The sequence below is a fragment of the Mycobacterium zoologicum genome (assembly GCF_020181635.2).
Classification (GTDB): domain Bacteria; phylum Actinomycetota; class Actinomycetes; order Mycobacteriales; family Mycobacteriaceae; genus Mycobacterium; species Mycobacterium zoologicum.
Window position 1 is genome coordinate 18,430 of sequence record NZ_JAYJJS010000025.1, and the last position, 24,421, is coordinate 42,850.

Sequence of the window (24,421 nt, forward strand, 5' to 3'; positions counted from 1 at the left end):
CCGTCTTTCGGCTATACCGCGTCCGGGTCGTCGGCGAGAGCCTCGCCCGCCCGCCGCACCAGGGCGACCGCGGTGCGCGCCCACGCCGGGGTGGCACCGGCCAGACCGCAGACCGGGCTGATGCCGACCCGCTCGGCCAGCACCGAACGCGCGAACCCGATCCGGTCGGTGATGGCCGCGGCCGCGGCGGCCAGTTCCTCCATCGACGGCCGCCGCGCCGGAGCAAGCGCCGGCACCAGGCCCAGCACCACGGTGCGGCCCGAGTCGATGAACGCCCCGAGCTCGTCGTAGCCGCCCGCCTCCAAGGCCGTGCAGTCCACCGCTACCGCCGGTATCCGACTGCGCTGCAACACGTTCCATGGCACATCCGAGGCGCAGCTGTGCACCAGCACGTCGGCGCCCACGGCATCGGCGCAGTCGTCGAGCAGTCCGGTCGCCACCGCCTCGTCGATCGCCGGCACCGGGCTCAGTTTGGTGACCCCGGCCAGCCGTCCGCTCACCGCAGCACCCAACGACGGCTCGTCGAGCTGGACGAGCACCGTGGTGTCCAGCCGCCGGACCAGCTCCGCCCGGCGCACCCGCAGGCCTTCGCCCAGGGATGCGGCCAGATCGCGCACCGCGCCGGGGTCGGTGATGGCCCGGTGGCCGTTCGCCAGCTCCAGTTCCGCGGCCAGCGTGAGCGGTCCGGGCCCCTGCAGCTTGACCGGGTGTCCGCTGCCCCGCAGGCCCGCGACCTCCCAGGCCTCTTCGAGGGCGTCGGTGTCCTCACCGAGCAGGCTGACCGCACGCCGGGTCACGGCGCCGGGGCGCGCGGCCAGCCGGTAGCCGCGCGGGGCGGTGTCGAGGGCGATGTCGACCAGCAGTGCACCGGCCCGGCCGATCAGATCCGCACCCACCCCGCGGGCCGGCAACTCAACCAGATGGGCCAGGCCACCACCCAACTCACCGACGACCACCTCGGCGGCCTGGCGCGCCGAGGTACCCGGCCACGACCCCAATCCCGTTCCGGTGGCGAAAGCACTCACCGGCCAACCGTATTGAACGCCGTCGGCGCCCCGACACGGCGGGTTAGCCTTCCAGTCGTGAGAACACTGCGGCTGGCAGCGGTCTGCGCCGCGGTGTCGGTCGCGCTCGGCTGCACCCGGGTGGTCGGCGGGGACGTGCTGCCGCTCATCACACCGCCGGTACCCGACGGCGCCGTCGACATCGGCCGGATCATGCTCAGCACCGCACGGCTGCGCGCCATCGTCGGCGCCGGCGACGAGCTGACCGCCATCCCCACCATGGATTCAACCGCCCCGGTGGATATCGACGAACTCGCCGCGACGGTCCCGCCGCCGTGCCGGTTCATCTATGCCGAGACCACGGTGTTCGGCGGCGGTTTCACCCGGTTCCGTAAAACCAGCTACCAGGACCCACCCAGGCCCGGGCTGATCTCGCAGGGCGTGGCCGTCTACCCCGACCCGGATGCCGCCCGGGGCGCGTTCGATGCGCTGGTGGGCACCGTCGCCGCGTGCGCAGACAGCCCGGTGGGGCCGGAGCTGGTCGGCGAGTGGGCCGTCGACGGGCCGTGGCTGCACACGCGTCCCGGCGCCTGCGGACGCTCCTACCGGTGGAAGTCGACGGCCCTGATCGAGGTCACGCACTGCGGCTTCTCGGAGTCGGTCGCCGACCTCGTGGTCACGAACATGGCAGCGGCGATCCCGGGTTAGGAAAGGGTGGCGGAGATCGTCGCGCTGGCGATCACCTCGTCGCCGTCCGCGTCCGGGCGGTAGCAGGCCAGGGTCTGCCCGCGGGCGACCCCACGCAGCGGCTCGCGCAGCCGCACCTGGAGCTCATCGCCGACCAGTTCGGCGACCGCGGGGACGTTCTCGCCGTGGGCGCGCACCTGCACCTCGCACTCGACCGGGCCGCTCCATGGGCTTCCCGAGGTGAACACCGGCGCCCGGCCGGTCAGCGCCAGCACGTCCAGGTCGGCGGCGGCGCCGACGGTGACGGTGGCGGTGGCGGCGTCGATCCCGGTCACATACCGGGGCTGTCCGTCCGGGCCGGGACCGGCGATACCCAATCCCTTGCGCTGGCCGATGGTGAAGCCGTGCACGCCGTCGTGCTCGGCCAGCACCGCTCCCTGCGCGTCGACGACGGCTCCGGGCCGCACCCCGATGTGGCTGCCCAGGAAGGTGCGGGTGTCACCGGTCGGGATGAAGCAGATGTCGTGACTGTCGGGCTTGCTCGCCACCGCCAGGCCGCGTTCGGCGGCCTCGGCGCGGATCTCCGACTTGGGGGTATCCCCGATCGGAAACGCGGCGTGACTCAACTGCTCGGCCGTGAGCACCGCCAGCACGTAGGATTGGTCCTTGTCGGCGTCCACCGCGCGGCGCAGCCGGCCACCGTCCAGCCGGGCGTAATGACCGGTGGCCACCATGTCGAAGCCGAGCGCGACGGCGCGGGCGGCCACCGCGGAGAACTTGATCTTCTCGTTGCAGCGCACGCACGGGTTCGGGGTCTCCCCGCGCGCATAGGACTCGACGAAGTCGTCGATGACCTCCTCCTGGAACTGCTCGGAGAAGTCCCACACGTAAAACGGAATACCGAGCACGTCGGCGACCCGGCGGGCGTCGTCGGAGTCCTCCCGCGAGCAGCAGCCCCGCGAGCCGGTGCGCAGTGTTCCGGGGTTGCGCGACAGCGCCAGATGCACGCCGACCACGTCATGTCCGGCGTCGACCATCCGGGCCGCGGCGACCGACGAGTCCACCCCACCGCTCATCGCGGCTATCACCTTCACCGGGCCACCCCCGCCAGCATGGCTTGGCGGGCCCGGTCCACCGCACCGGGCAGCACCGCCAGCACCGCGTCCACGTCATCGTCGACGCTGGTGTGTCCCAACGACAGCCGCAGTGATCCTCGAGCGGTGACCGGGTCGGCGCCCATCGCCATCAGTACGTGTGACGGACGCGCCACCCCGGCGGTACACGCCGAGCCGGTCGAGCACTCGATACCGTTGGCGTCCAACAACATCAGCAGTGAATCGCCCTCGCATCCGGCGAAGGTGAAGTGCGCATTGCCGGGCAGCCGGTGCACGCGCGAGCCGTTGACACTGGTGTCGGAGATGTTCGCCAGCACCCCGTCGATAAGCCGGTCGCGCAGGGCCGCAACACGATCGGGGGCCACCTCCAGCGACCCCGCCGCAATCTCCAGCGCGGCGGCCATCCCAACCGTGCCCGCGACATCGGGTGTGCCGGAACGGATGTCACGTTCCTGCCCGCCGCCGTGCAGCAGCGGCACGCACGTCACATCGCGCCGCACCAGCAGCGCGCCGACCCCGCAGGGCCCGCCGAACTTGTGCGCGGTCAGGGTCAGCGCCGACAGGCCGCCGACGCCGAAGTCGACCGGCAGCGCTCCCACTGCCTGCACCGCGTCGGAATGCATCGGCACCCCGAATTCGGCGGCGACCGCAGCGAGTTCGGCAATCGGCAGCACCGTGCCGACCTCGTTGTTGGCCCACATCGCCGACACCAGCGCGACGTCGTCGGGTTCGCGTAGGGCTTCGCGCAGCGCGTCAGGCGAAACAGAGCCGTCGGCCTCGGTCGGCAGCCAGGTGATCTCGGCGCCCTCGTGTTCGGCGAGCCAGCTGACCGAGTCCAGCACGGCGTGGTGTTCGACCTCGGTGGTGATGATCCGGCGCCGGCGCGCATCGGCGTCGCGGCGCGCCCAGTAGATGCCCTTGACCGCCAGGTTGTCACCGTCGGTGCCGCCGGCGGTGAACACCACCTCCGACGGACGCGCCCCCAGGAGGGCCGCGATGGACTCCCGGGACTCCTCCATCCGGCGTCGCGCCGCTCGGCCGGCGGCGTGCAACGAGGAGGCATTGCCGACTCGGCCCATCACAGCCGTCATCGCCTCGATGGCCTCGGGGTACATCGGGGTGGTGGCTGCGTGATCCAGATAGACCATGACCCGCCCAGAATACCGGGCAGCCGCAGCCACCCCGGCCGCGTGTGTCAGCAGAAGACGCAGTCCGCCCGGTTCGGCCGCACCCGGCAGCCCACCGCCTGCTGACAGCGGACTGCCAGTTCCCGCCGGTCATCCCCCGGCAACTGCAGGGATGCGACGTGGACCTGGGCCACCGTGCGACGGGCGGCAACCAGCCGCCGCATCGAGGCCATCAGGGTGTCGTCGCCGACGAAGGCCGGCAGCGTGGACCGGGATCCGTCGCGATGGTGGTAGCTCAGCTGCAGCGGCTGCACCGGCCGTGCCGCGTCGACGGCGGCCTGGAATATCGCCGGATAGAACCGGCCGTGGGCGCGTCCGCACCAGGTGGTGCCCTCCGGGAAGGCCACCACGGTGCGGCCGGCCCGCAATCGGGCCGCCACCTCCTCGACCACGGCGGGCAGCCGGCGCAGGTTGTCCCGGTCGATCGGGATGATCCGCATCAGGCGAGCCAACCCCCCGATTCCGGGCCAGCTGATCAGATCGGCGCGCGCCACGAACACGCCCGGGCAGACCGCTCCGACGACGAACACGTCCAGCCAGGACGTGTGCTGACCGACCACCAGCATGCCGCGCAGATTGCGCACCGGCGCTCCGCTGATGACGACCCGAACCCCGAAGCAGCGCAACACCATCCGGCAGCAGGCGCGCTGGAACCGGACCCTTCCCGGTGCCGGTATCGCCAACAGCGGCAATACCGGCAGCAGCATGATCACCAGGGCCAGTCGCAGCGCGACCCCGGCCGGGGACAGTCGCTCGACGCCGCTCTGCACGCACGCCGGAGTGCAGAATGCCCGAGGCGCCCAGGCGTTGACGGCCGCCTCGTTCACGCAGACATCTCGGCTGCCGCCGCCACCGACCGCAGGCGGTGCAGATAGCGGGTGTCGGCCTCGTTGCGGCACAGCAGGGCCGGGAAGTCGGCCACTCCGAAGTCGGGGTCGTGGGCCGGTTCACCACAGATCTGGGCACCCAGCCGCAGATAGCCGCGCAGCAGCGGCGGAATGCTCGGGCGGGCCGGCGGGGCGATCTCGTCGAGGGACCGCCCGTCCAGTACCACCGGCCGGTACGGGGTCACCCGGTAGGGCGAGGCGTGCCGACGCTGCGCGACGTCGCGGACGCCGCGGATCTGGCTTCCCGGAGCACCTTCCCCGTGCACCGGCACCGACACGCACCCGGTGACGTAGTCGTATTCGTAGCGGTCCAGATACGCCAGGATTCCGGCCCACATCAGCAGCACGACGGCACCGTTGCGGTGGCCGGGACGCACTACCGCGCGGCCCATCTCGACCAACGACGGCCGCAACGGGTCCAGTGCGGTGACCTCGAATTCGCCGGCGCTGTAGAGCCCGCCGGCGGCGATGGCACCGGTGGGCGGCATCATCCGGTAGCAGCCGACCAGTTCGCCGGAGTTGTCGTCGCGCACCAGCAGGTGATCGCAGTACTGGTCGAATCGGTCCGCGTCACGGCCGTCTGCGGAGTGCGGCAGGCTGAATCCCGGCTCGGTGCTGAAGACCTCGTAGCGCAGCCGCTGCGCGGCCTCGATCAGCTCGGATTCGGTGGACAGCAGCAGCGAGTAACGCGGGGTGTCGGTAGCGGCGCCTGAAGAGGTGGTCGTCGGGTCGGGGGCGATGAGAACAGAACCAGTGCTCACATACAGCACGGTCGCGCAGCGATGCTGCGCACAAGCAATCAGCACGTGACGCGTTGATGCACGCTCGGTGACGAATTGCGACCGGCACCGCCGCGCGGATATTCGGTGCCGGTCAGGCCGCGGCGCCGCCGCCGTCGGCGTGCAGTGTCGAGCCGGTGATGAAACTGGACCGCGGCGAGGCGAGAAACAACACGGCTTCGGCGATCTCGGCGGCCTGAGCCGTACGCCCGAGCGGAAGTGCCCGGCCCAGTTCGTCGTTGACGTCACCCCATTCGGCAGCCACGCCCTCGGTGGCGGTGGGGCCGGGCGCGACGCTGTTCACCCGCACCCCGTGCGGCCCGAATTCGGCGGCCCAGGTGCGGGTCAGCGACTCCAGCGCTGCCTTGGAGGCGCTGTAGCTCGACGCACCGGGAACGCCTTTGAACGCGACCATGCTGGTGACGTTGACGATGCTGCCGTGTCCGCGCCGCAACATGGCCGGCACCAGCGCCGCGACCAGAAAGTAGGCGCCGCGCACGTTGGTGTCGAACGTCAACTCGAAGGAGGAGACGTCCTGTTCGACGGTGGCCGCGCCGGGGAACGCCGCGGCGTTGTTCACCAGGATGTCGACGCCGTCGTCACCGCATTGCCGGGCAAGGGATCTCACCGATTCGAGGTCGGACAGATCGGCGGCGACGAACCGGACGCCGCCGCCGAGCTCGGCGACGGCGGCGGCCCCTCGATCGGCGGATCGGCCGGTGATGATCACCGTGGCGCCGTGCCGCGCCAGCAGCCGGGCGGACTCCAACCCGATGCCCGAGGTGCCGCCGGTCACCAACGCGGTCCGGCCCGCCAGTTCGGTCATTGCGACGCCAGCCAGTCCGCCAGCCGGGTCTGGGCCAGGCTCGCGCCGTCACCGGTGACCAGTCCGGTGTCGCCGACCTTGGTGCCGAAGTAGACGGCAGCCGGGTCCACCACGATCGGCAGATGCTCGCCGCGGTGCGCCAACACCAGCGTGGCCATCTCGGCGAACGTCATCTTCTCGGGGCCACCCACATCGATGCTGCCGTCCACGGGTGCCGCCTGGGCCGCCCGGGCCACCGCGGCGGCCACGTCGGCGCCCGCGATCGGCTGGATGAGTCCTTCGGGGGCGCGCACCACGCCGTCGACGGTCAGCGACGCGGTGATCGCGTCGGCGAACTCGTGGAACTGAGTGGCGCGCACGATCGTGTAGGGCAGCCCGGACTCGGCGATGATGCGCTCCTGGGCGACCTTGGCGCGCATGTAGCCACTGTCGGGCAGCCCGTCGCACCCCACGATCGACAGCGCGACGTAGTGGCCCACTTCGGCCGCCTTGGCCGCAGCCGTCTGGTTGGTGGTGGATTTGGTGAAGAAGTCCAGCACCGCGGCGTCGGCGAAGTCCGGGGAGTTGACGACGTCGACCAGCACGTCGGCACCGGCCAGCGCGTCGGCCAGGCCCGCTCCGGTGAGCACGTCGGCGCCCGAGCTGTGCGACGCGGCCGCGGTCTCGTGTCCGGCCGCCTTCAGCAGCGCGACGACTTTGGAGCCGATCTGTCCGCTGGCACCCATCACGGTGATCTTCATTGTCCTAATCCCTCCTTGACTGACTGTGTTCTGTCCACACTGTCACTGGAGGGCCGTAGTCGTACCCCGGAAAGTCCGTAGTCTCAACCGTGGATCAGCGCCACGGGAGGTCGCGCAGTTCGCGGCGCGACCGGATGCCCAGCTTGGAAAAGACCTTGCGCAGGTGCCACTCGACGGTGTGCGCGCTGATGAACAGCCGCACCCCGATCTCGGCGTTGGTCAGGCCCGCGCCGGCCAGCTCGGCGATCTGGCGCTCCTGCGCGGTCAGCTCGTCCCCCACCACGACCGGTTGTTTGCGTGCCTTCTCGCCCGTCGCCTGCAGTTCGCGGTGGCTGCGTGCGGCGAACGCCTGCGCGCCGAAGCCGGTGAACATCTCGTGGGCGATCCGCAATTGGGTCCGCGCGTCGGTGCGCCGGGCCTCGCGGCGCAGCCACTCGCCGTAGAGCAGATGGGCGCGGGCGAGTTGCACGGCGATCCGGGTCCGGCCCAACCGTTCGATCGCCTCGGTATAGCGACCCTCGGCCGCATCGCCGTCACCGAGCAGCGCCCGGGACCGGACCGCGACCCCCAGCGCCCAATCGGTTCCGGCGACATGCGCCCGGTGCTCAAGCCCTTCGAGCGCGCCGGCGGCGACGGTGTGCTGATCGGTCCGAACGGCGGCCTCCACCAGTTCCACGAGGTTCCAACCGTAGAGGCCCAGGTCCTCGTATTCGCACGCCCGGCTCAGCAGCTCGCAGGCCAACTCGTAGCGCCCCAGCCCGTTGTTCAGGACCCCACCGGCATACCCGACCAGCGCGATCACCCGCCCCTCACCGCGCGCCGTCCCGTCGCGGGCCGCGGCGTCGAGCAGCCGGGTGGTCGCAACCTCGTCACCGGTCCAGGCCGCCAGCGCCAGCTCGTGATAGCGCACGGGTGTCTGGCCGGCGGTCGCCGAGAGGGCGCTCGCCTCGGCGATCAGCGTCCGGGCCGCCGCGAACTCTCCGGCCTGGATGTGCACACCGGCCCGGGTCGTCAACGCCGTCGGCAGCATCGCCAGCGCTCCGCTGTCGGTCGCCACCCGCACCGCGTCTCCTGAGATCCGGTACCACGCCTCGTCATCCCACAGTTCGTGCACGGCCGCTTCGTACCCGACCGGAAACGCCTGCCACGACCATCTTTCACGGGTCAGCGCCGTGACGGCGGCCCGCAGCAACGGCACACCGGCGCGGCTGCCCGCGCTGATCCGGGTGGTCAGGGCCCTCAGCAGCAGTTCGGCCGGCCGGGTCGGGTCGACCTCTGGACCGGCCGCCAGTGCCGCCGTGACGTGGGCGCGCACGTCCGCCCCGAACCGGCGACCCGCATACATCGCCGCGCTGACCGCCTCCAGCAGCGTCTCCTGCGCCATCACCGCATCGAGGGGTTCCAAATCACTTGCGGCACCAAAGAATTGGTGAACTGAGTCGATCAGCACCGGCGCATCGCCGGAGCCCCGGCCGCGGGTGAACGCCAGCTGGGCGCGCAGCCGTGCCAGCCGCGCACGTTGCAGAGCCCCCAACGGCGCCAGTTCAGCGGTGGCCACCAACTGATCGGCAGCGTCGAGCTCCGCGACGGCATGCTTGGCCATGGCGGCGTCCAGCGCGCGCGATCCGCGCAGCGCCGCATCGGGGGTCAGTTCGGTGGCACGGGCCAAGAACGCTGCCACCGCGGCGGTTCCACCGCGAATCGCGGCTCGGTCGGCGGAATTCTCCAGCTCCGCCGCTACCTCCTCGTCAGGGCCGGCCGACGCGTGCGCGAGGTGCCAGGCCCGGCGGTCGGGATCGTGCGCCGGGTCCGTTGCCGCCGCCAGGGCACGGTGGGCGTCGCGGCGGTCAGCACCGGTCGCCGCGCGGTAAACCGCCGATCGCACCAGGGGGTGGTGGAACCGCACCTGCGCCGCCACCTCGATCAGCCCCGCCTCCTCGGCCGCCGCCAGGGCCGCGGCGGCCAGCCCCAGCACCTCGCCGGCCCGCAGCAACAACGCTGCGTCTCCCACCGGCTCGGCGGCCGCAACCAGCAGCAACCGCTGCGTGTCGTCGGGCAGGGAGCGGACCCGCGTGAGGAAATGGCGCTCGATCTGTCCGGCCACCGGCACCACGTCCGGGCGGTAGTAGCCGCCGGCCAGCTCGGCCGCGGACAGCCCACGGGGCAGTTCCAGCAGGGCCAGCGGATTGCCGTGGGTTTCGGCGACGATCCGATCGACGACCTGGGCGTCGATTCGCCCGGACAACTCGGCGTCCAGCAGTGCCCGGGCGTGCGGTTCGGACAGTCCTCGCAGGATGAGTCGCGGCAGTCCGGTCAGCCCGTCGACCGGCTCGCGCAGCGCGAACAACACCGCGACCGATTCGGCGACCAACCTCCGTGCCACGAATCCCAGCGTCTGCGCCGACAACCGGTCCAGCCACTGGGCGTCGTCGACCACGCACAGCAGTGGCCGCGCGGCAGCGGCCGCGGCGAACAGGCCCAGCACCGCCAGCCCGACCAGGAAGCGGTCCGGGGCGGATCCGGCACTCAGCCCGAACGCGACCTGCAGGGCAGCGCGCTGCGGGTCCGGCAGTACGTCGAGGTGCTCCAGCAGGGGCGCGCACAGCTGCTGCAGGCCGGCGTAGGCGAGCTCCATGTCGGATTCGACGCCGCCGGCGCCCACCACGCGGAAATCCGGGGCGGCCGCGACCAGGTAGTCCAGCAGCGCGGTCTTGCCGATGCCGGGCTCGCCCCGCAGGACCAGCACCTGAGCAGTGCCGGCGCGGGTGGCCGCCAGCAGCTCCTGCAGCCGGCGGCACTCGTCGTCGCGGCCACGAAGATTCGAAAGGGCCCCCGCCACTGAAGTGCGGGGGCCCTGACGACTTCTCACGCAGAAGAAATTAACCCTTGCGGGCCTTGACCGCCTCGGTCAGCTGCGGGGCGACCTTGAACAGGTCCCCGACGATGCCGTAGTCGGCGATCTCGAAGATCGGCGCTTCCTCGTCCTTGTTGACCACCACGATGGTCTTGGACGTCTGCATGCCGGCCCGGTGCTGGATCGCGCCGGAGATGCCCAGCGCGATGTACAGCTGCGGCGAGACGGTCTTGCCGGTCTGGCCGATCTGGAACTGGCCCGGGTAGTAGCCCGAGTCCACCGCGGCACGCGAGGCGCCCACGGCCGCGCCGAGCGAGTCGGCCAGCTCCTCGACCACCGAGAAGCTCTCCGCGCTGCCGACGCCACGACCGCCGGCCACCACGATGGAGGCCTCGGTGAGCTCCGGACGGTCACCGGCCACGGCCGGCTGACGCGACACGATCTTGGTGGCGTTCTCGGCGGCGGCAGGCACCTCGACGGTAACCTGCTCGCCGGCACCGGCGGCCGGCGCGGGCTCGACGGCCCCGGCCCGCACGCTGATGACCGGGGTGTCGCCGGTCGCCTCGGCCTCGACGGTGAAGGCACCACCGAAGATCGAGTGGACGGCCTTGCCGCCGGCCTTGACCTCGACCACGTCGACCAGCAGGCCGGACCCGATCCGGGCCGCCAGGCGGCCGGCCACCTCCTTGCCGTCGGCGGTTGCGGCGATCAGCACCGCCGCCGGGGTGGCCGACTCGGTCAGTGCGGCCAGCACGTCGACGTACGGGGTGAGCAGGACGCCTTCCACCACGTCGGACTCGGCGACGTAGATCTTGGCGGCGCCGGCCTCCTTCAGCCCGTCGACCAGCGGTGCGGCGGTGCCCGGGGCGCCGATGACGACCGCAGACGGTTCGCCGAGCGCGCGCGCGGCGGTGATCAATTCGGAGCTGACCTTCTTCAGCGCCCCGTCGGCGTGCTCAACGAGCACAAGTACTTCAGCCATGTTTTCTCTTCCTCAGAATCCGGGGGCTCGTCTTAGATGATCTTCTGGCCGACCAGGTACTCGGCGATCTTGGTACCGCCGTCGCCTTCGTCGGTCACCTTCTCGCCGGCGGTCTTCGGCGGCTTCGGCGTCGACGCGGTCACCTTGGTACCAGCGTTGGCGACACCGACCTCGTCGCCCTCCACGCCGATCTCAGCGAGGGTGAGCACGGTGACTTCCTTCTTCTTGGCGGCCATGATGCCTTTGAAGGACGGGAAGCGCGGCTCGTTGATCTTCTCGTTGACGCTGACCACGGCCGGCAGCGCGGCCTCCAGGGTGAAGACACCCTCGTCGGTCTCACGCTCACCGGTGACCTTGCCGCCCTCGACGGTCAGCTTGCGCAGGTGGGTGAGCTGCGGCAGGCCCAGGTACTCGGCGATGACGGCCGGAACCGCACCGCCGACACCGTCGGTGGACTCGTTGCCGGCGATGACCAGCTCGGTGCCCTCGATGGCGCCCAGCGCCCGGGCCAGCGCCCAGCCGGTCTGGACCAGATCGGAGCCCTTCATGCCGTCGTCGAGGATGTGCACGGCCTTGTCGGCCCCCATCGACAGCGCCTTGCGGATCGCCTCGGTGGCGCGCTCGGGGCCGGCGGTCAGCACGGTGACGGTGCCTTCGGCGCCTTCCTTCTCACGGATCAGCAGCGCCTCTTCGACGGCGCGCTCGTTGATCTCGTCGAGCACGGCGTCGGCGGCGTCACGGTCCAGCGTGAAGTCACCATCGGTGAGCTTGCGCTCCGACCAGGTGTCTGGGACCTGTTTGATCAGGACCACGATGTTCGTCATGAGTGTGGTTCGTCCTCCTCGAAGGGGTCCTGCGGCAGGCGGCCACAAGACTGGGTCACGATTCACGCAGCCGCCCGATCCTTGTTACTCATCGGTAACTTCGTGCGGTTCGCGTGTACAGCGTAGCGGGTCGTGATAGGGCGACTGCGGGGTAGCCGGTTCGTCGGCCGTGCCGTTGGCGTTAGCCTGCCTATGCGATGAATTCCACGAATCCCGCCGAGCAGCCCGCCGGCACGTCCCCCGGCGACACCGCGATGGTGCTGACCGGGGAACGCACCATCCCCGGGCTCGACGTCGAGAACTACTGGTTCCGCCGCCACGAAGTCGTCTACCAGCAATTGGCGCCGCGCTGCGGCGGCCGCGACGTGCTGGAGGCCGGGTTCGGTGAGGGCTACGGCGCCGACCTGATCGCCCGGGCCGCCAACCGGGTGATCGGAGTGGACTACGACGACACCGCGGTGGCGCACGTGCGAGCGCGCTACCCGCGGGTGGAGACGCTGCAGGGAAATCTGGCCGACCTGCCGCTGCCGGACGCCTCGGTGGACGTCGTGGTCAATTTCCAGGTCATCGAGCACCTGTGGGACCAGGCCCAGTTCATCGCCGAATGCGCCCGGGTGCTGCGGCCCGGCGGGCTACTGATGGTGTCCACCCCGAACCGGATCACCTTCTCCCCCGGCCGCGACACCCCGATCAACCCGTTCCACACCCGCGAGCTCAACGCCGCCGAGCTGACCGAACTGCTGCTCGACGGCGGATTCACCATGGAGTCCATGCTCGGGGTGTTTCACGGGCCCACGCTGCGCGCGATGGACGCCCGGCACGGCGGCTCGATCATCGACGCGCAGATCGCGCGTGCGCTGGCCGACGCGCCCTGGCCGGACGAGCTGTTGGCCGACGTCGCCGGTGTCAGCTGCGATGACTTCGAGATCGTCGACGCCGCCGAGCGGCAGATAGATGACAGCCTGGACCTGGTCGCGATCGCGGTGCGGCAGTGACACAAACACCCAACGGTCCGGTCCCGGGCATGTTCACCCTGGTGCTGCACACCCATCTGCCGTGGCTGGCGCACCACGGCCGCTGGCCGGTCGGCGAGGAATGGCTCTATCAATCCTGGTCTGCGGCCTACCTGCCGCTGATGCGGGTGCTGCGCACGCTGGCCGCCGAAGGCCGCCGCGACCTTCTCACGCTGGGGATCACTCCGGTGGTGGCCGCGCAGCTCGATGATCCGTACTGCCTCGACGGCATGCACCACTGGCTGTCGAACTGGCGGCTGCGCGCCGCCCAGGCCGCCACCATCTCCGACCTGCGTGAATTCGGGACACGCGAATGCGCCGCAGCCGATGCCGCCTTGGAGGAGTTCGCACTGCTGTGGCGCCACGGCGCCAGCCCGCTGCTGCGCGAACTGGTGCAGGCCGGCACCGTCGAGATGCTCGGCGGCCCGCTGGCACACCCGTTCCAGCCGCTGCTGGCTCCCCGGCTCCGCGAATTCGCGCTGCGGGAGGGCCTGGCCGACGCCCACGCACGGCTGGCCCACACCCCCGCGGGGATCTGGGCCCCGGAATGCGCGTACGCCCCCGGCCTGGAGGCCCTCTACAGCGCCGCCGGGGTCTCGCACTTCATGGTCGACGGCCCCTCACTGCACGGCGATACCGCGCTGGGCCGCCCGGTCGCCGACACCGACGTGATCGCCTTCGGTCGCGACCTGACCGTCAGCTACCGGGTGTGGTCGCCGAAGTCGGGCTACCCCGGCCACGGCGCCTACCGGGATTTCCACACCTACGACCACCGCACCGGCCTGAAGCCGTCGCGGGTCACCGGCCGCAACGTCGCCCCCGAGGACAAGGCGCCGTACGACCCGCAGCTCGCCGACGCCGCGATCGACGCCCACGTCGCCGATTTCGTCGACGTGGTGCGGGCCCGGCTGACCGAGGAATCCGAGCGGATCGGCCGCCCCGCCCACGTGGTCGCCGCATTCGACACCGAACTGTTCGGGCACTGGTGGTACGAGGGGCCGCAGTGGCTGGCCCGCGTATTACGGGCCCTGCCGGAAGCCGGCGTACAGGTGGGCACGCTGGCCGGCGCGATCGAAGCCGGCTACGTCGGCGAACCCGCCGAACTGCCACCCAGCTCCTGGGGCTCGGGCAAGGACTGGCAGGTGTGGTCCGGGGAAAAGGTCGCCGACCTGGTGCAACTCAACAACGAGGTGGTCGACACCGCGCTCGGCGCCGTCGACAAGGCGCTGGCGCAGGCGGCGTCCCCGTCGGGCCCGGTCCCCCGCGACCGGGCCGCTGACCAGATCCTGCGGGAGGCATTGCTCACGGTGTCCAGCGACTGGCCGTTCATGGTCAGCAAGGACTCCGCCGCCGACTACGCCCGCCACCGGGCGAACCTGCACGCACACGCCACCCGGGAGATCTCCGACGCCCTCACCAGATCTTCGGGCGGCCGCCAGGACAATGCCGCGCAGGCCCTGGCGCAGGACTGGAATAGGGCCGACGGTCTGTTCGGTGCCCTCGATGCCCGTAGGCTGCCACGGTGACCCCCCGCCACCTCCGCGAGCGTGCGTGTTTGCACCTCGGCACGCCGCGGTCCGAGCGATTCTGCGCACGCTCGCGCGGAAGAGAACGAGCCGCATGAAGATCCTGATGGTGTCGTGGGAGTACCCGCCGGTGGTCATCGGCGGGTTGGGCCGACACGTCCACCACCTGTCCACCGCGCTGGCCGCTGCCGGCCACGACGTCGTGGTGCTGGCCCGTCGCCCGTCCGGCACCGACCCGAGCACCCACCCGTCCTCTGACGAGATCAGCGAGGGCGTGCGGGTGGTCGCCGCAGCCCAGGACCCGCACGAGTTCTCCTTCGGCGACGACATGATGGCCTGGACCCTGGCGATGGGCCACTCGATGGTGCGCGCCGGGCTGTCACTGAAGATCGACGGCGGCCAGGCCCTGTGGCGCCCAGACCTGGTGCACGCCCACGACTGGCTGGTGGCGCACCCCGCGATCGCGCTCGCCGAATTCTATGACGTGCCTTTGGTTTCCACGATCCACGCCACCGAAGCCGGCCGGCATTCCGGGTGGGTATCCGGCCCGCTCAGCCGTCAGGTACACGCCGTGGAATCCTGGCTGGTCCGCGAATCCGACTCGCTGATCACGTGTTCGGCGTCCATGCGCGACGAGATCACCGAACTGTTCGGCCCGGGTCTGTCCGAGACAAGCGTGATCCGCAACGGGATCGACGCCGCCCGTTGGCCGTTCGCCCGGCGCCGCGCCCACGACGGTCCGCCGGAGCTGCTGTTCGTGGGACGCCTGGAGTACGAGAAGGGCGTGCACGACGCGATTGCGGCGCTGCCGCGGATCCGGCGCGCCCACCCCGGAACCACGCTGACCATCGCCGGCGACGGCACCCAGCAGGACTGGCTGGTCGAGTGCGCCCGCAAGCATCGGGTGCTCAAGGCCACCCGGTTCGTCGGGCGTCTGGATCATGACGAACTGCTGCACCAGCTCCATGCGGCCGACGCCGCGGTGTTGCCCAGCCATTACGAGCCGTTCGGCCTGGCCGCCCTGGAGGCCGCTGCCGCCGGCACTCCGCTGGTGGCAGCCAATGTCGGCGGGCTGGGCGAGGCCGTGATCGACGGCGAGACCGGAGTGTCGTTCCCGCCGCGCGACGTACCGGCCCTGGCCGCCGCGGTGTGCCGGGTGCTCGACGACCCGGCCGCCGCCCAGCAGCGCGCCGTGGCCGCCCGCGACCGACTGTCCGCCGACTTCGACTGGCACACCGTGGCCGACGAGACTGCGCAGGTGTACCTGGCGGCCAAACGCCGGCTGCGCGACCCGCAGCCGCGCCGTCCGATCATCGAGCACGCGCTGCCTGACCGGTAGAGGCGATGAAGAGCCGCGCCGCGATCCTGCGCCGCTTTGGCGGCCCCTGGTCGATCGAGGAGTTCGAGCTCGACCCGCCGCGCGCCGGCGAGGTTCTTCTCGCCATGGCCGCAGCGGGCCTGTGCCATTCCGACGAGCACATCCGGCTGGGCCACTTGGCCGCGCCGGGCGCCGAAGCTCCCCCGGCCCCCACGATCGGCGGGCATGAGGGCTCCGGGGTGGTCGTGCAGGTCGGCGACGACGTCACCGACCTGGCGCCCGGCGACCACGTGGTGACGTCTTTCGTCGCGGTATGCGGCCGATGTCGTTGGTGCGCTTCGGGTATGGAGTACATCTGTGACGCCGGCGCGGGGACCATGCTGCCCGGAATGCCCACCGACGGCACCTTCCGCCACCATGATCGCGACGGCCGGGATCTGGCGCACGTGTCGAAGATCGGTGCGTTCGCCGAGCACACCGTGGTCGCGGCGGCCTCGCTGGTCAAGGTCTCCCCGGAGCTGCCGCTGCTGCCCGCCGCCCTGTTGGCGTGCGCGGTGCCGACCGGATACGGCTCGGCGGTGTACCGCGCCGGGGTGCGCGGTGGCGACACCGTGGTGGTGATCGGGGTGGGCGGCATCGGGACGGCCGCCGTGCAGGGCGCCCGACTCCGCGGGGCCGCCCGGATCGTCGCGGTGGATCCCGTTGCGTTCAAACGGGAATCGGCGTCGACGTTCGGTGCCACCCACACTGCTTCCAGCGCCGCCGAGGCGCTCGGGCTCATCACCGAACTGACGCGCGGGGTGATGGCCGACGCCGTCGTGGTCTCCCCTGCGGTGATCACCGACGGCGACGTCGAGGACGCGTTGCGCCTGACCCGCAAGGGTGGGACCTGTGTGCTGACCGCGATGTCGGTGCAGGGAACCCGGACCGGCCTGGACCCTCAGGACCTGGCGTTGATGAACAAGAACCTGTGCGGCACGGTGTTCGGGTCGTGCAACCCGCGCACCGACATCGGCCTGCTGGCCGGTCTCTACGACGCGGGCCGTCTGCGGCTCGAGGAGATGATCACGCGGCGCTACCGGCTCGACGACATCAACGAGGCGTATGAAGACCTCGCCCGCGGCGAATTGGTCAGGGGCGTGATCGATTTCGGGCTGTGACGCGGTTCAATCCGTCGAGTTCAGTCCCTCGAGTCCGCCCGTGTCACGCCAGGCCGCCAGGATATCGCCGTATTCGGTGGGAGCGCCGAAGAAGAAGCTGTCCTGGCGCAGTCTGGCGTTGGCCTGTCCTTCCCGGTTGTAGTAGCCGGGGGTACACGACTCGCGACGCCCGGCGATCACATCGGAGCGCGCCACCACGGCATCGACCCATTGCTGCTCGGCGTCCGCGGTGGCCTCCAGCGCGGTGACGTCGCGTTGCAGCGCCTGGGCGATCACCCAGGCCACGTGGCGGGATTGGGTGTCGATCAGGTACGGAAAGTTCACAGTGAACCCGGACTGGGCGATGCTCTCGATGAAGCAGTTCGGGAAACCGTGGACGTGCAGTCCGTGGAAGGTGCGCACCCCGTCGGCCCATTTCTCGGTCAGCGTCACGCGATCGCGGCCGATGACCTCGAACCCGGTGCGCCGGCCGTAGTCGGTGCCCACCTCGAAGCCGGTGGCGAAGATCAGGCAGTCCAACCGGTATTCGACTCCGGCCACCACGACGCCGTCCGCTGTGATCTGCTCGGCGCCAAGGCCTTTGGTGTCGACCAGGGTGACGTCTTCGCGGTTGAAGACCTGCAGGTACTCGTCGTGGAAGCACGGCCGCTTGCAGTAGTACCCGTACCACGGCTTGAGCGCCTCAGCCGTCGCAGCATCGGTGACGGTCGCGTCGACCCGTGCGCGGATCTCCTCCATCTTGGCGAAGTCGGCCATCTCGGCGGCTTTCGGGCCGCCCTCGTCGACGATCGGCATCTTCTTGGTGAGGCTGGTCCAGGCATCGTCGACCAGGTCCTCGTCGGCGCTGCCGCCGGCGGTGAGGATCTGGAAGTTCTCCATGCGGCGCTGCTGCCAGCCCGGCTCCAGCCCCGCCGCCCACGCCGCGTCGGTGGGCCGGTTGCCCCGCACGTCCACCGTCGACGGGGTGCGCTGAAAGACGTACAGGTGCCCGGCCGCACCGGCCAGCCGCGGCACGCACTGGATGGCGGTGGCGCCGGTTCCGACGATGCCGACCCGCTTGTCGGCGAGGTGTTCCAGATTCGCGCCGGTGTAGCCGTAGTCCCATCGGCTGGTGTGGAAGGTGCGGCCGGCGAAATCGTCGATGCCGGGAATGCCCGGGAGTTTCGGCTTCTGCAGATAGCCGTTGGCCATCGACACGAATCGGGCCCGAATCGCATCACCGCGGTCGGTCGCGATCACCCAGCGCGATATATCCGGGTCCCAACGGATTTCGCGGACCTCGGTCTGCAGGCAGGCGTTGCGGTACAGATCGTAGTGGCGGGCGATCGCCTTGCAGTGCTCGAAGATCTCCGGGCCCTTGGCGTACTTCTCGGTGGGGACGTAACCGAGTTCCTCCAGCAGTGGCATGTAGACGTAGGACTCCACGTCGCACGCGATGCCGGGATACCGGTTCCAGTACCAGGTGCCGCCGACGTCGGCGGCCTTGTCGATCAGCCGGATGTCGCCGACGCCGAGTTCGCGCAGCCGTGCTCCGGTCAGCAGCCCGCCGAACCCGGCGCCGACGATCGCGACATCGACGTCGTCGGACAGTGGTTCGCGGTCAAACCCCGGCTGGGCCCACGGGTCGTCGGCGAACCGGGCGAATCGGCCCGCCACCTCGACGTACTGATCGATCCCGTCGTCACGAAGCCGCCGTTGGCGTTCCCGGGTGTACTTGTCCCGCAGGGCGTTCGGATCAAAACCCAGGCCCTGAAACTCGTGGCCGCCGGTCACGTTCGAGGGCCTTTCGCGTTCGTGGCGGCATCGATGCCGACGTCGACCCACTTGGCCAGCTCCCGCCGGGAGTGCACCTGCTCACCGTCGACATGCACCCAACCCCGCATGGTTCGCCCGCCCATCTCCATCGGTTCTGCTGCGTTGGTCGCCACCAGTTGTTCTGCACGCTCGGCTCCGACCCGAACCAGCAGCCCCCCGGCGGAACTCGCGGCCACAGAGATCCGACCGTCCACCAGAAACGCCAGCCCGCCGAACATCTTCTTCTCGAGCACCGGCGGACCGGCCGCGAACATCTCCCGTACCCGAGCCGCCAACTCCGCGTCGTAGGCCATTACAGCGTCTTCAGATACCGTAGCCGGTGGTCGATAACCCGTTGGGACACTTCGGCATCGGGTGCCATCAGCTCGAAGGCGTGCGGGCAGCCGGGGTACACGTGCGCCTCGACGGGCACACCCGCGGCGAGCAGCCGTCCGGCGTAGGCCACGTCCTCCTCGGCGAAGATGTCCAGCCCGCCGACGTCCAGATACGTCGGTGGCGAACCGGCCAGATCGGCCACTCGGGCCGGCGCCGCATAGCCGGTGGCCGGACGCCCGCCCAGCAGGGCCGCCCACCCGGTGGCGTTGTCGTCGTAGCTCCAGACCTGCAGCGGCGGCGGATCGGCAGGAGCCCGGCACGTCCGGTCGTCGAGCATCGGGTAGATCAGCAACTGCGCGGCGATCGCCGGCCCGCCGCGGTCGTGGGCCGCCAGTCCCAGCCCTGCGGCCAGTCCCCCGCCGGCGCTGTCGCCCATCACCGCCAGCCGCGCCGTGTCGACGCCCAACGAGGCGGCATGCTCGGCCAGCCAGCACAGCGCCGCGTAGCAGTCCTCCAGCGGTGTGGGATAGGGGAATTCCGGCGCGACCCGGTAATCCACCACCAGCATCGGCACCCCGCAGGCGGCGACGTAGCCGCGCACCGCCTGGTCATACAGCGGACCCATGTGTCCCCAGTCCAGGATCATGCCGCCGCCGTGCAGATACAGTACGGCGCTGCCGGGCTGAGCCCCACCGACTCGGCGGTACCAGCGCAACGCGATGGTGCCGCCGTCGTCGAGGGTCAGCGAGAACTCCTGTGCCTCAACGCCGGTGACCGGTGATCGCGCGGCCAGCACCTGGTTGAACATCCGGCCGGTGTTGGCGCGGCGGGTGGCGACGTCACCGACCGGCGGGGGCGGCGCGTCGTCGGCGCCGCTGCCGTCGCGCATCGCCAGCAGCGCCGCGAGCACCTGGGGATCGGGGGTACCCGCCATCAACGCTCCGTCCCGGAGGCGACTGCGGTCGCCACCACCTTGGTCTCCAGGTATTCCTCGAAGCCGGCCAGCCCCATCTCGCGGCCGACTCCGGACTGCTTGTAGCCGCCGAACGGCACATCGGCGCAGTACCACGTGCCGCCGTTGACGTTCACGGTTCCAGCCCGCAGCCGTGCGGCCACGCCGGCGGCGCGCTCTCCGTCGGCACCGAACACCGTGCCGGACAGGCCATACGGCGAATCATTGGCGATGCGCACCGCGTCGTCGTCGCCGTCGTGGGCCAGCACCACCAGCACCGGGCCGAAGATCTCTTCGCGCGCTGCCCGGGCGTCGTTGGTCAGCCCGGCGATCGCGGTCGGCTCGATGTAGAAACCCCGGTGCGCCCAGCCCGGCCGGCCGCCGCCGCAACCGAACTCACCGCCTTGCGCCACCGCCAGATCCAGATACGACTGCACCCGATCGCGTTGCCGTGCCGAAATCAACGGCCCACAAAGGGTTTTCGGATCGCTGGGGTCTCCGAACGGGATCGCCGACATGGCGGCCACCACCGCATCGACAGCGTCGCCGTAGCGGCGGCGCGGCACCACCAGCCGGGTGGTCAGCGCGCAGCCCTGCCCGGCGTGCGTCGTCACGGTGCGGGCCGCCGCCGCGCACGCCGCCCCCAGGTCGGCGTCGTCGAGCACCAGGAACGCCGATTTGCCGCCGAGTTCGAGGAACACCTTCTTGATGGTCGCCGCGGCGGCGGTCATCACCGCGCGGCCGGTAACGGTCGATCCGGTGAACGACACCGCATCCACCCGCGGATCCTCGGCCAACAACGCGCCGATACGGTGATCGGACGCAGTGACGATGTTGACCACGCCCGGCGGAAAGTCGGTCTTCTCGGCGATGATGCGGCCGACTTCTGCTGCGCACCAGGGGGTGTCGGGTGCCGGTTTGAGCACCACGGTGTTGCCGGCGGCCAGCGCCGGCCCGAGCTTGGCGAAGGTGGTCTGATGCGGAAAGTTCCACGGCGTGATCGCCCCGACCACCCCGAAGGGCTCCCGCACCACGGTGCGCCGGGTGGCGATGCCCAGCGGCGCCGCCTCCCCCAGATCGGCCGTCCACGGGTAACGCTCGGCGGTGTCGGCGGGGAATGCCAGATCGTCCACCGGTGTCTGCAACTGCCCGCCGTACGTCAGCATCCGCGGCGCACCGGCCTCGGCGATGACGATCTCACGCAGCGTCTCGATCTCGTCGCCCAGCTCGTCGCGCAGCTGGCGCAGGCAGTGCACCCGCAGCGCGGTGTCGCGGCCCCAGTCCGAGGTGTCGAACGCCATCCGGGCGGCGGCGATGGCCCGGTCGAGATCGTCGGGGTCGCCGTCGGCGGCTGCGCCGATCGGTTCTTCGGTCGCCGGGTTGATCGTCGGAAACACCCCGCGCCCACCGGGGACCAGCGCGCCGTCGATCAGCAGCTGGGTCCGCACGCTCCCTAGGCTAACCCCATGGCACTACTGAGCGCGCTGCGCCTGAATATGACCGATGTCCCCGGTGCCGCAAACGGCGATCGGTACCGCGCGGCGTTGGAGATGGCGTCCTACGCCGACGCCAACGGGATCACCGCGGTCGGTTGCGAAGAACATCATCTGACGGCCACCGGTTGGCTGCCCTCCCCGCTGGTACTCGCCGCCGCGGTCGCAGCCCGTACCAGCACCATCCGCATCAGCATCGGTGCACTGCTGGTGCCGCTGTATGACCCGGTGCGCCTCGCCGAGGACATCGCGGTGCTCGATCACCTCTCGGCTGGGCGAGTCAGTTATGTGACCGGAATCGGTTACCGCCCAGCCGAATACCATGCCGTCGACAAAGATTTCCGCCGGCGGGGCCGGCTGATGGACGAGTGCCTGGACGTGCTGCTGAAAGCCTGGGGCGACGAGCCGTTCGACTATCGCGGCAGGCTGATCGACGTCACACCCAAGCCGCACACCAAGCCGCATCCGGTGTTGTTCATCGGCGGCATGAGCGCCGCGGCGGCCCGCCGAGCGGCCCGGTTCGGGCTGCCCTTCTCACCGCCCATGCCGATGCCCGACATCGAGGCCGTGTACCGGGACGAGCTGGTACGCCACGGCAAGCAGGGTTTCGTATTCAGCCCAGAAAACGGCAGCACGGTCACGCATCTGACCACCGATCCGGAGCGGGCCTGGGCGCACTGCGGTCAGCACTTCCTGCACGAGGCGACCGAATACAGCTCCTGGGCGGTGGCCGATGTGCCGCGGCCCAACGAGAGCCCGGCCACCACGGTTGGTGAATTGCGTGCGGCCGGCAACGTCGAGGTGCTCACCCCGCAAGAGCTCGTCGCGCAGTGCCGCGCCGGCCGTACCGGGGTGACCCTGCACCCGCTGATCGGCGGGCTGCCGCTGGACGAGGGTTGGGAGAGCCTGCGGCTGCTGGTCGACCAGGTGCTGCCGGCGCTGCAGCCGTAACGGTGAACGCCGCAGCAGGCGTCACGACCCGATTCGCGTCGCTTTCAGCGGATCGTTGGGGCGCACGCCGCGATAGATGCCACGCCGGACGATCCAGGGAAACAGCACCCGCTCGACCGACCAGGCCGGGAAGCGGAATGCGTGCCCGGACGGCGCGAACACCTCCAGGCCATCGGGCCGGGGCCCGAGCACCGAACCCCAGCGCCTGGCGGGCGGTCGGTAGTGGCGTAGCGGCCGGCCGGCGAAGACGGCAAGCACATTGTGGGCCAGCAGCCCGTCGGCCCGATTGCGGGCCGAGCTGCGCAGCGGATCGGTCGCCGCCACGTCACCGATCGCGAACACCCGGGGATGACCGGGCACGCGCAGGTCGGGCAGCACCCGAACGAAGCCGTCGTCGTCGAGCAGCTCTGCTGGCAACCAGTCGGTGTTCGGCCGCGCCTTGCCAATCGCCCACAACACCGCGTCAGCCGATGCCGGGTCTTGTCCGGTGCTCCAACGAACCGGGTCGTCGGTGATGCGATCGCATCCGAACCCGTCGGGCACCAGCGCACGGTGTTCGGCGTGCAGCACCACACCGGCGTCGGTCAGCCGCCGCTGCACGGTGTTCCATACCCGGGGATGGTGGTCACGCAGCGGGCGCGTTCCCGGGAAGTAGAGCTCGACCCGCTTGCCAGGCCAGGTGCGGGCGACGTTGGCGGCGCTGTTGACCGCCGCGGCGCCACCGCCCACGATCATCACCGATTGCGCGCCGGCCAGCCGGTCGTGTGCGGTGGTGAGCTCCGCGGCGACGTCGCCGGCCGACTGCGTGGTGGGCCGGCGCCAGAAGCCGTTGCTGACCCCGGTCGCGATGATCAGGGCGTCATAGGGCTCCTCGCGGGTGGAGCCGTCGGCACACGCCACGGTCACCGCTGCGGCGTCCAGATCCACGCCGCACACCGCGCCGTGCACGGTGCGCACCGCATCCAGAGCGGGCAACCGGTCGAACGGCAGCCAGTACTCGCGCGCCCAATCGCGTGGACGGGACAACCGCAGGCCGAGCTCTTGGCCGCTCACCAGGGCCGGCTTCACCGAAATACCTACCACGTCAGCGTGTTTGGCCAGCCGGATCGCGGTGAGCACACCGCTGTCGCCCAGCCCGGCGATGACGACCCTCGGTCGCGTCACGACACGACTCAGTTCTGCGCGGCCTTCTTGCGTTCGATGTCGGCCAGCGCGGCAGCCAACTCGGCGCGCTCGGCGGCCGAGGTCTCCCAGGCCAGCTTGCGGTTCTTGACCACCTTGGCCGGCGCACCCACCGCGATCGAGTAGTCCGGGATGACGCCCTTGACGACCGCGTGCGCGCCCAGCACGCAGCCACGGCCGACGCTGGTCTCACGCAGGATCGTGACCTTGGCCGCGATCCAGGTGTCCGGCCCGATCCGGACCGGGCTCTTGATGATGCCCTGGTCCTTGATCGGCAGATCGATGTTGTCCATCTTGTGGTCGAAGTCGCAGACGTAGCACCAGTCGGCCATCAGCACCGAGTCGCCCAACTCGATGTCGAGATAGGTGTTGATGACGTTGTCGCGGCCGAGCACCACCTTGTCGCCGAATCGCAGCGACCCCTCGTGGGCCCGGATGGTGTTCTTGTCGCCGATGTGCACCCACCGGCCGATCTCCATCCGGGACAGCTCCGGGGTTGCCTGGATCTCCACGCCCTTGCCCAGAAAGACCATGCCGCGAGTGATGATGTGCGGGTTGGCCAGCTTGAACTTCAGCAACCGCCAGTACCGGACCAGGTACCACGGGGTGTAGGCGCGGTTGGCCAACACCCAGCGCAGCGAGGCGACCGTGAGGAACTTGGCCTGCCGCGGGTCCCGCAGCCGTGAACCCCGCCAGCGTTTGTGGATCGGCGCACCCCACATGGTCGTCATGGCCGGAAAGCCTACGCGAGCGGGTTTGTGCCACGCGCTACCCTCACCTGGACTCGTTCACCCGCTCAGCGACGGATTGG

At 70.5% G+C, this 24,421-nt stretch carries 22 protein-coding genes; 6 read left to right on the plus strand and 16 right to left on the minus strand.

The genetic code is table 11. From position 1 onward, the window contains the following. Positions 1–11: 11 nt before the first annotated feature. The gene (locus tag K6T84_RS18095) at positions 12–1,025 is read right to left on the minus strand and encodes a uroporphyrinogen decarboxylase/cobalamine-independent methonine synthase family protein (protein WP_224861445.1); all 1,014 of its coding nucleotides are present in this window, start codon (positions 1,023–1,025) and stop codon (positions 12–14) included. Between the two features lie 57 nt (positions 1,026–1,082). Here K6T84_RS18095 and K6T84_RS18100 point away from each other — a divergent pair, with 57 nt between their 5' ends. Beyond that, complete coding sequence (locus K6T84_RS18100; RefSeq protein WP_224861447.1) at positions 1,083–1,712, plus strand: sensor domain-containing protein; 630 nt, start codon at positions 1,083–1,085, stop codon at positions 1,710–1,712. Here the strand turns inward: K6T84_RS18100 and mnmA are convergent. The 9 genes from mnmA to K6T84_RS18145 form a co-directional block, all read right to left on the minus strand. Then, positions 1,709–2,785, minus strand: coding sequence for a tRNA 2-thiouridine(34) synthase MnmA (mnmA, locus tag K6T84_RS18105; protein ID WP_224861449.1), 1,077 nt, complete (start codon positions 2,783–2,785; stop codon positions 1,709–1,711). The genes K6T84_RS18100 and mnmA overlap by 4 nt on opposite strands. Then, the gene (locus K6T84_RS18110; RefSeq protein ID WP_224861451.1) at positions 2,782–3,954 is read right to left on the minus strand and encodes a cysteine desulfurase family protein; all 1,173 of its coding nucleotides are present in this window, start codon (positions 3,952–3,954) and stop codon (positions 2,782–2,784) included. Before K6T84_RS18110 ends, mnmA begins: the two co-directional genes overlap by 4 nt. Positions 3,955–4,001: 47 nt before the next feature. Next, positions 4,002–4,820 carry a lysophospholipid acyltransferase family protein gene (locus tag K6T84_RS18115; RefSeq protein WP_225400348.1) on the minus strand — a complete coding sequence of 273 codons (819 nt, stop codon included), beginning with the start codon at positions 4,818–4,820 and terminating at the stop codon, positions 4,002–4,004. Continuing rightward, a complete protein-coding gene (locus tag K6T84_RS18120; protein WP_224861455.1) occupies positions 4,817–5,641 on the minus strand; it encodes a GNAT family N-acetyltransferase in 825 nt (274 codons plus the stop codon). Before K6T84_RS18120 ends, K6T84_RS18115 begins: the two co-directional genes overlap by 4 nt. A 112-nt stretch (positions 5,642–5,753) precedes the next feature. Continuing rightward, positions 5,754–6,485: an SDR family NAD(P)-dependent oxidoreductase gene (locus tag K6T84_RS18125; RefSeq protein ID WP_225400349.1), complete on the minus strand. Its 732-nt coding sequence runs from the start codon at positions 6,483–6,485 to the stop codon at positions 5,754–5,756. After that, positions 6,482–7,225 (minus strand): SDR family oxidoreductase, encoded by a 744-nt coding sequence (locus K6T84_RS18130; protein WP_224861460.1) that lies wholly within the window; start codon positions 7,223–7,225, stop codon positions 6,482–6,484. Before K6T84_RS18130 ends, K6T84_RS18125 begins: the two co-directional genes overlap by 4 nt. A gap of 94 nt (positions 7,226–7,319) precedes the next feature. Continuing rightward, a complete protein-coding gene (locus K6T84_RS18135) occupies positions 7,320–10,094 on the minus strand; it encodes a helix-turn-helix transcriptional regulator (protein ID WP_225400350.1) in 2,775 nt (924 codons plus the stop codon). Between the two features lie 10 nt (positions 10,095–10,104). Further along, positions 10,105–11,061, minus strand: a complete 957-nt coding sequence (locus K6T84_RS18140; RefSeq protein ID WP_224861464.1) for an electron transfer flavoprotein subunit alpha/FixB family protein — start codon at positions 11,059–11,061, stop codon at positions 10,105–10,107. A 32-nt stretch (positions 11,062–11,093) separates the two neighbouring features. Next, positions 11,094–11,885 (minus strand): electron transfer flavoprotein subunit beta/FixA family protein, encoded by a 792-nt coding sequence (locus K6T84_RS18145; protein ID WP_224861466.1) that lies wholly within the window; start codon positions 11,883–11,885, stop codon positions 11,094–11,096. A gap of 197 nt (positions 11,886–12,082) precedes the next feature. Between K6T84_RS18145 and K6T84_RS18150 the strand changes: the two genes are divergently transcribed. The 4 genes from K6T84_RS18150 to K6T84_RS18165 all read left to right on the plus strand — a co-directional run bounded on the left by K6T84_RS18150 (position 12,083) and on the right by K6T84_RS18165 (position 16,902). Next, positions 12,083–12,880, plus strand: coding sequence for a class I SAM-dependent methyltransferase (locus K6T84_RS18150; protein WP_224861468.1), 798 nt, complete (start codon positions 12,083–12,085; stop codon positions 12,878–12,880). A gap of 29 nt (positions 12,881–12,909) precedes the next feature. Continuing rightward, positions 12,910–14,424: a 1,4-alpha-glucan branching protein domain-containing protein gene (locus K6T84_RS18155; RefSeq protein WP_408066141.1), complete on the plus strand. Its 1,515-nt coding sequence runs from the start codon at positions 12,910–12,912 to the stop codon at positions 14,422–14,424. A gap of 94 nt (positions 14,425–14,518) precedes the next feature. Then, positions 14,519–15,763 carry a glycosyltransferase family 4 protein gene (locus K6T84_RS18160; RefSeq protein ID WP_224861470.1) on the plus strand — a complete coding sequence of 415 codons (1,245 nt, stop codon included), beginning with the start codon at positions 14,519–14,521 and terminating at the stop codon, positions 15,761–15,763. 5 nt (positions 15,764–15,768) lie between these two features. Continuing rightward, positions 15,769–16,902, plus strand: coding sequence for an NDMA-dependent alcohol dehydrogenase (locus tag K6T84_RS18165; protein ID WP_225400352.1), 1,134 nt, complete (start codon positions 15,769–15,771; stop codon positions 16,900–16,902). 6 nt (positions 16,903–16,908) lie between these two features. On the opposite strand, the gene K6T84_RS18170 is transcribed toward K6T84_RS18165, so the two are convergent. Genes K6T84_RS18170 through K6T84_RS18185 form a run of 4 tightly spaced genes read right to left on the minus strand, consistent with a single transcriptional unit; the run spans position 16,909 to position 21,432 of the window. Then, complete coding sequence (locus K6T84_RS18170) at positions 16,909–18,675, minus strand: flavin-containing monooxygenase (protein WP_225400353.1); 1,767 nt, start codon at positions 18,673–18,675, stop codon at positions 16,909–16,911. Next, positions 18,672–19,010 (minus strand): TfoX/Sxy family protein, encoded by a 339-nt coding sequence (locus tag K6T84_RS18175; protein WP_224861476.1) that lies wholly within the window; start codon positions 19,008–19,010, stop codon positions 18,672–18,674. The genes K6T84_RS18170 and K6T84_RS18175 overlap by 4 nt, the downstream gene beginning before the upstream one ends. Beyond that, positions 19,010–19,966: an alpha/beta hydrolase gene (locus K6T84_RS18180; RefSeq protein WP_224861478.1), complete on the minus strand. Its 957-nt coding sequence runs from the start codon at positions 19,964–19,966 to the stop codon at positions 19,010–19,012. Before K6T84_RS18180 ends, K6T84_RS18175 begins: the two co-directional genes overlap by 1 nt. After that, entirely contained in the window at positions 19,966–21,432 is a 1,467-nt protein-coding gene (locus K6T84_RS18185) for an aldehyde dehydrogenase (protein WP_224861481.1), read from the minus strand. The genes K6T84_RS18180 and K6T84_RS18185 overlap by 1 nt, the downstream gene beginning before the upstream one ends. An 18-nt stretch (positions 21,433–21,450) precedes the next feature. Between K6T84_RS18185 and K6T84_RS18190 the strand changes: the two genes are divergently transcribed. Then, a complete protein-coding gene (locus K6T84_RS18190) occupies positions 21,451–22,428 on the plus strand; it encodes an LLM class flavin-dependent oxidoreductase (protein WP_224861483.1) in 978 nt (325 codons plus the stop codon). Positions 22,429–22,449: 21 nt separating this feature from the next. Here the strand turns inward: K6T84_RS18190 and K6T84_RS18195 are convergent, their stop codons facing one another. Both K6T84_RS18195 and K6T84_RS18200 read right to left on the minus strand, forming a co-directional pair. Further along, positions 22,450–23,592, minus strand: coding sequence for an FAD-dependent oxidoreductase (locus K6T84_RS18195; RefSeq protein WP_224861485.1), 1,143 nt, complete (start codon positions 23,590–23,592; stop codon positions 22,450–22,452). Positions 23,593–23,600: 8 nt separating this feature from the next. After that, positions 23,601–24,341 (minus strand): acyltransferase, encoded by a 741-nt coding sequence (locus K6T84_RS18200; protein WP_224861487.1) that lies wholly within the window; start codon positions 24,339–24,341, stop codon positions 23,601–23,603. Between the last annotated feature and the right edge of the window lie 80 nt (positions 24,342–24,421).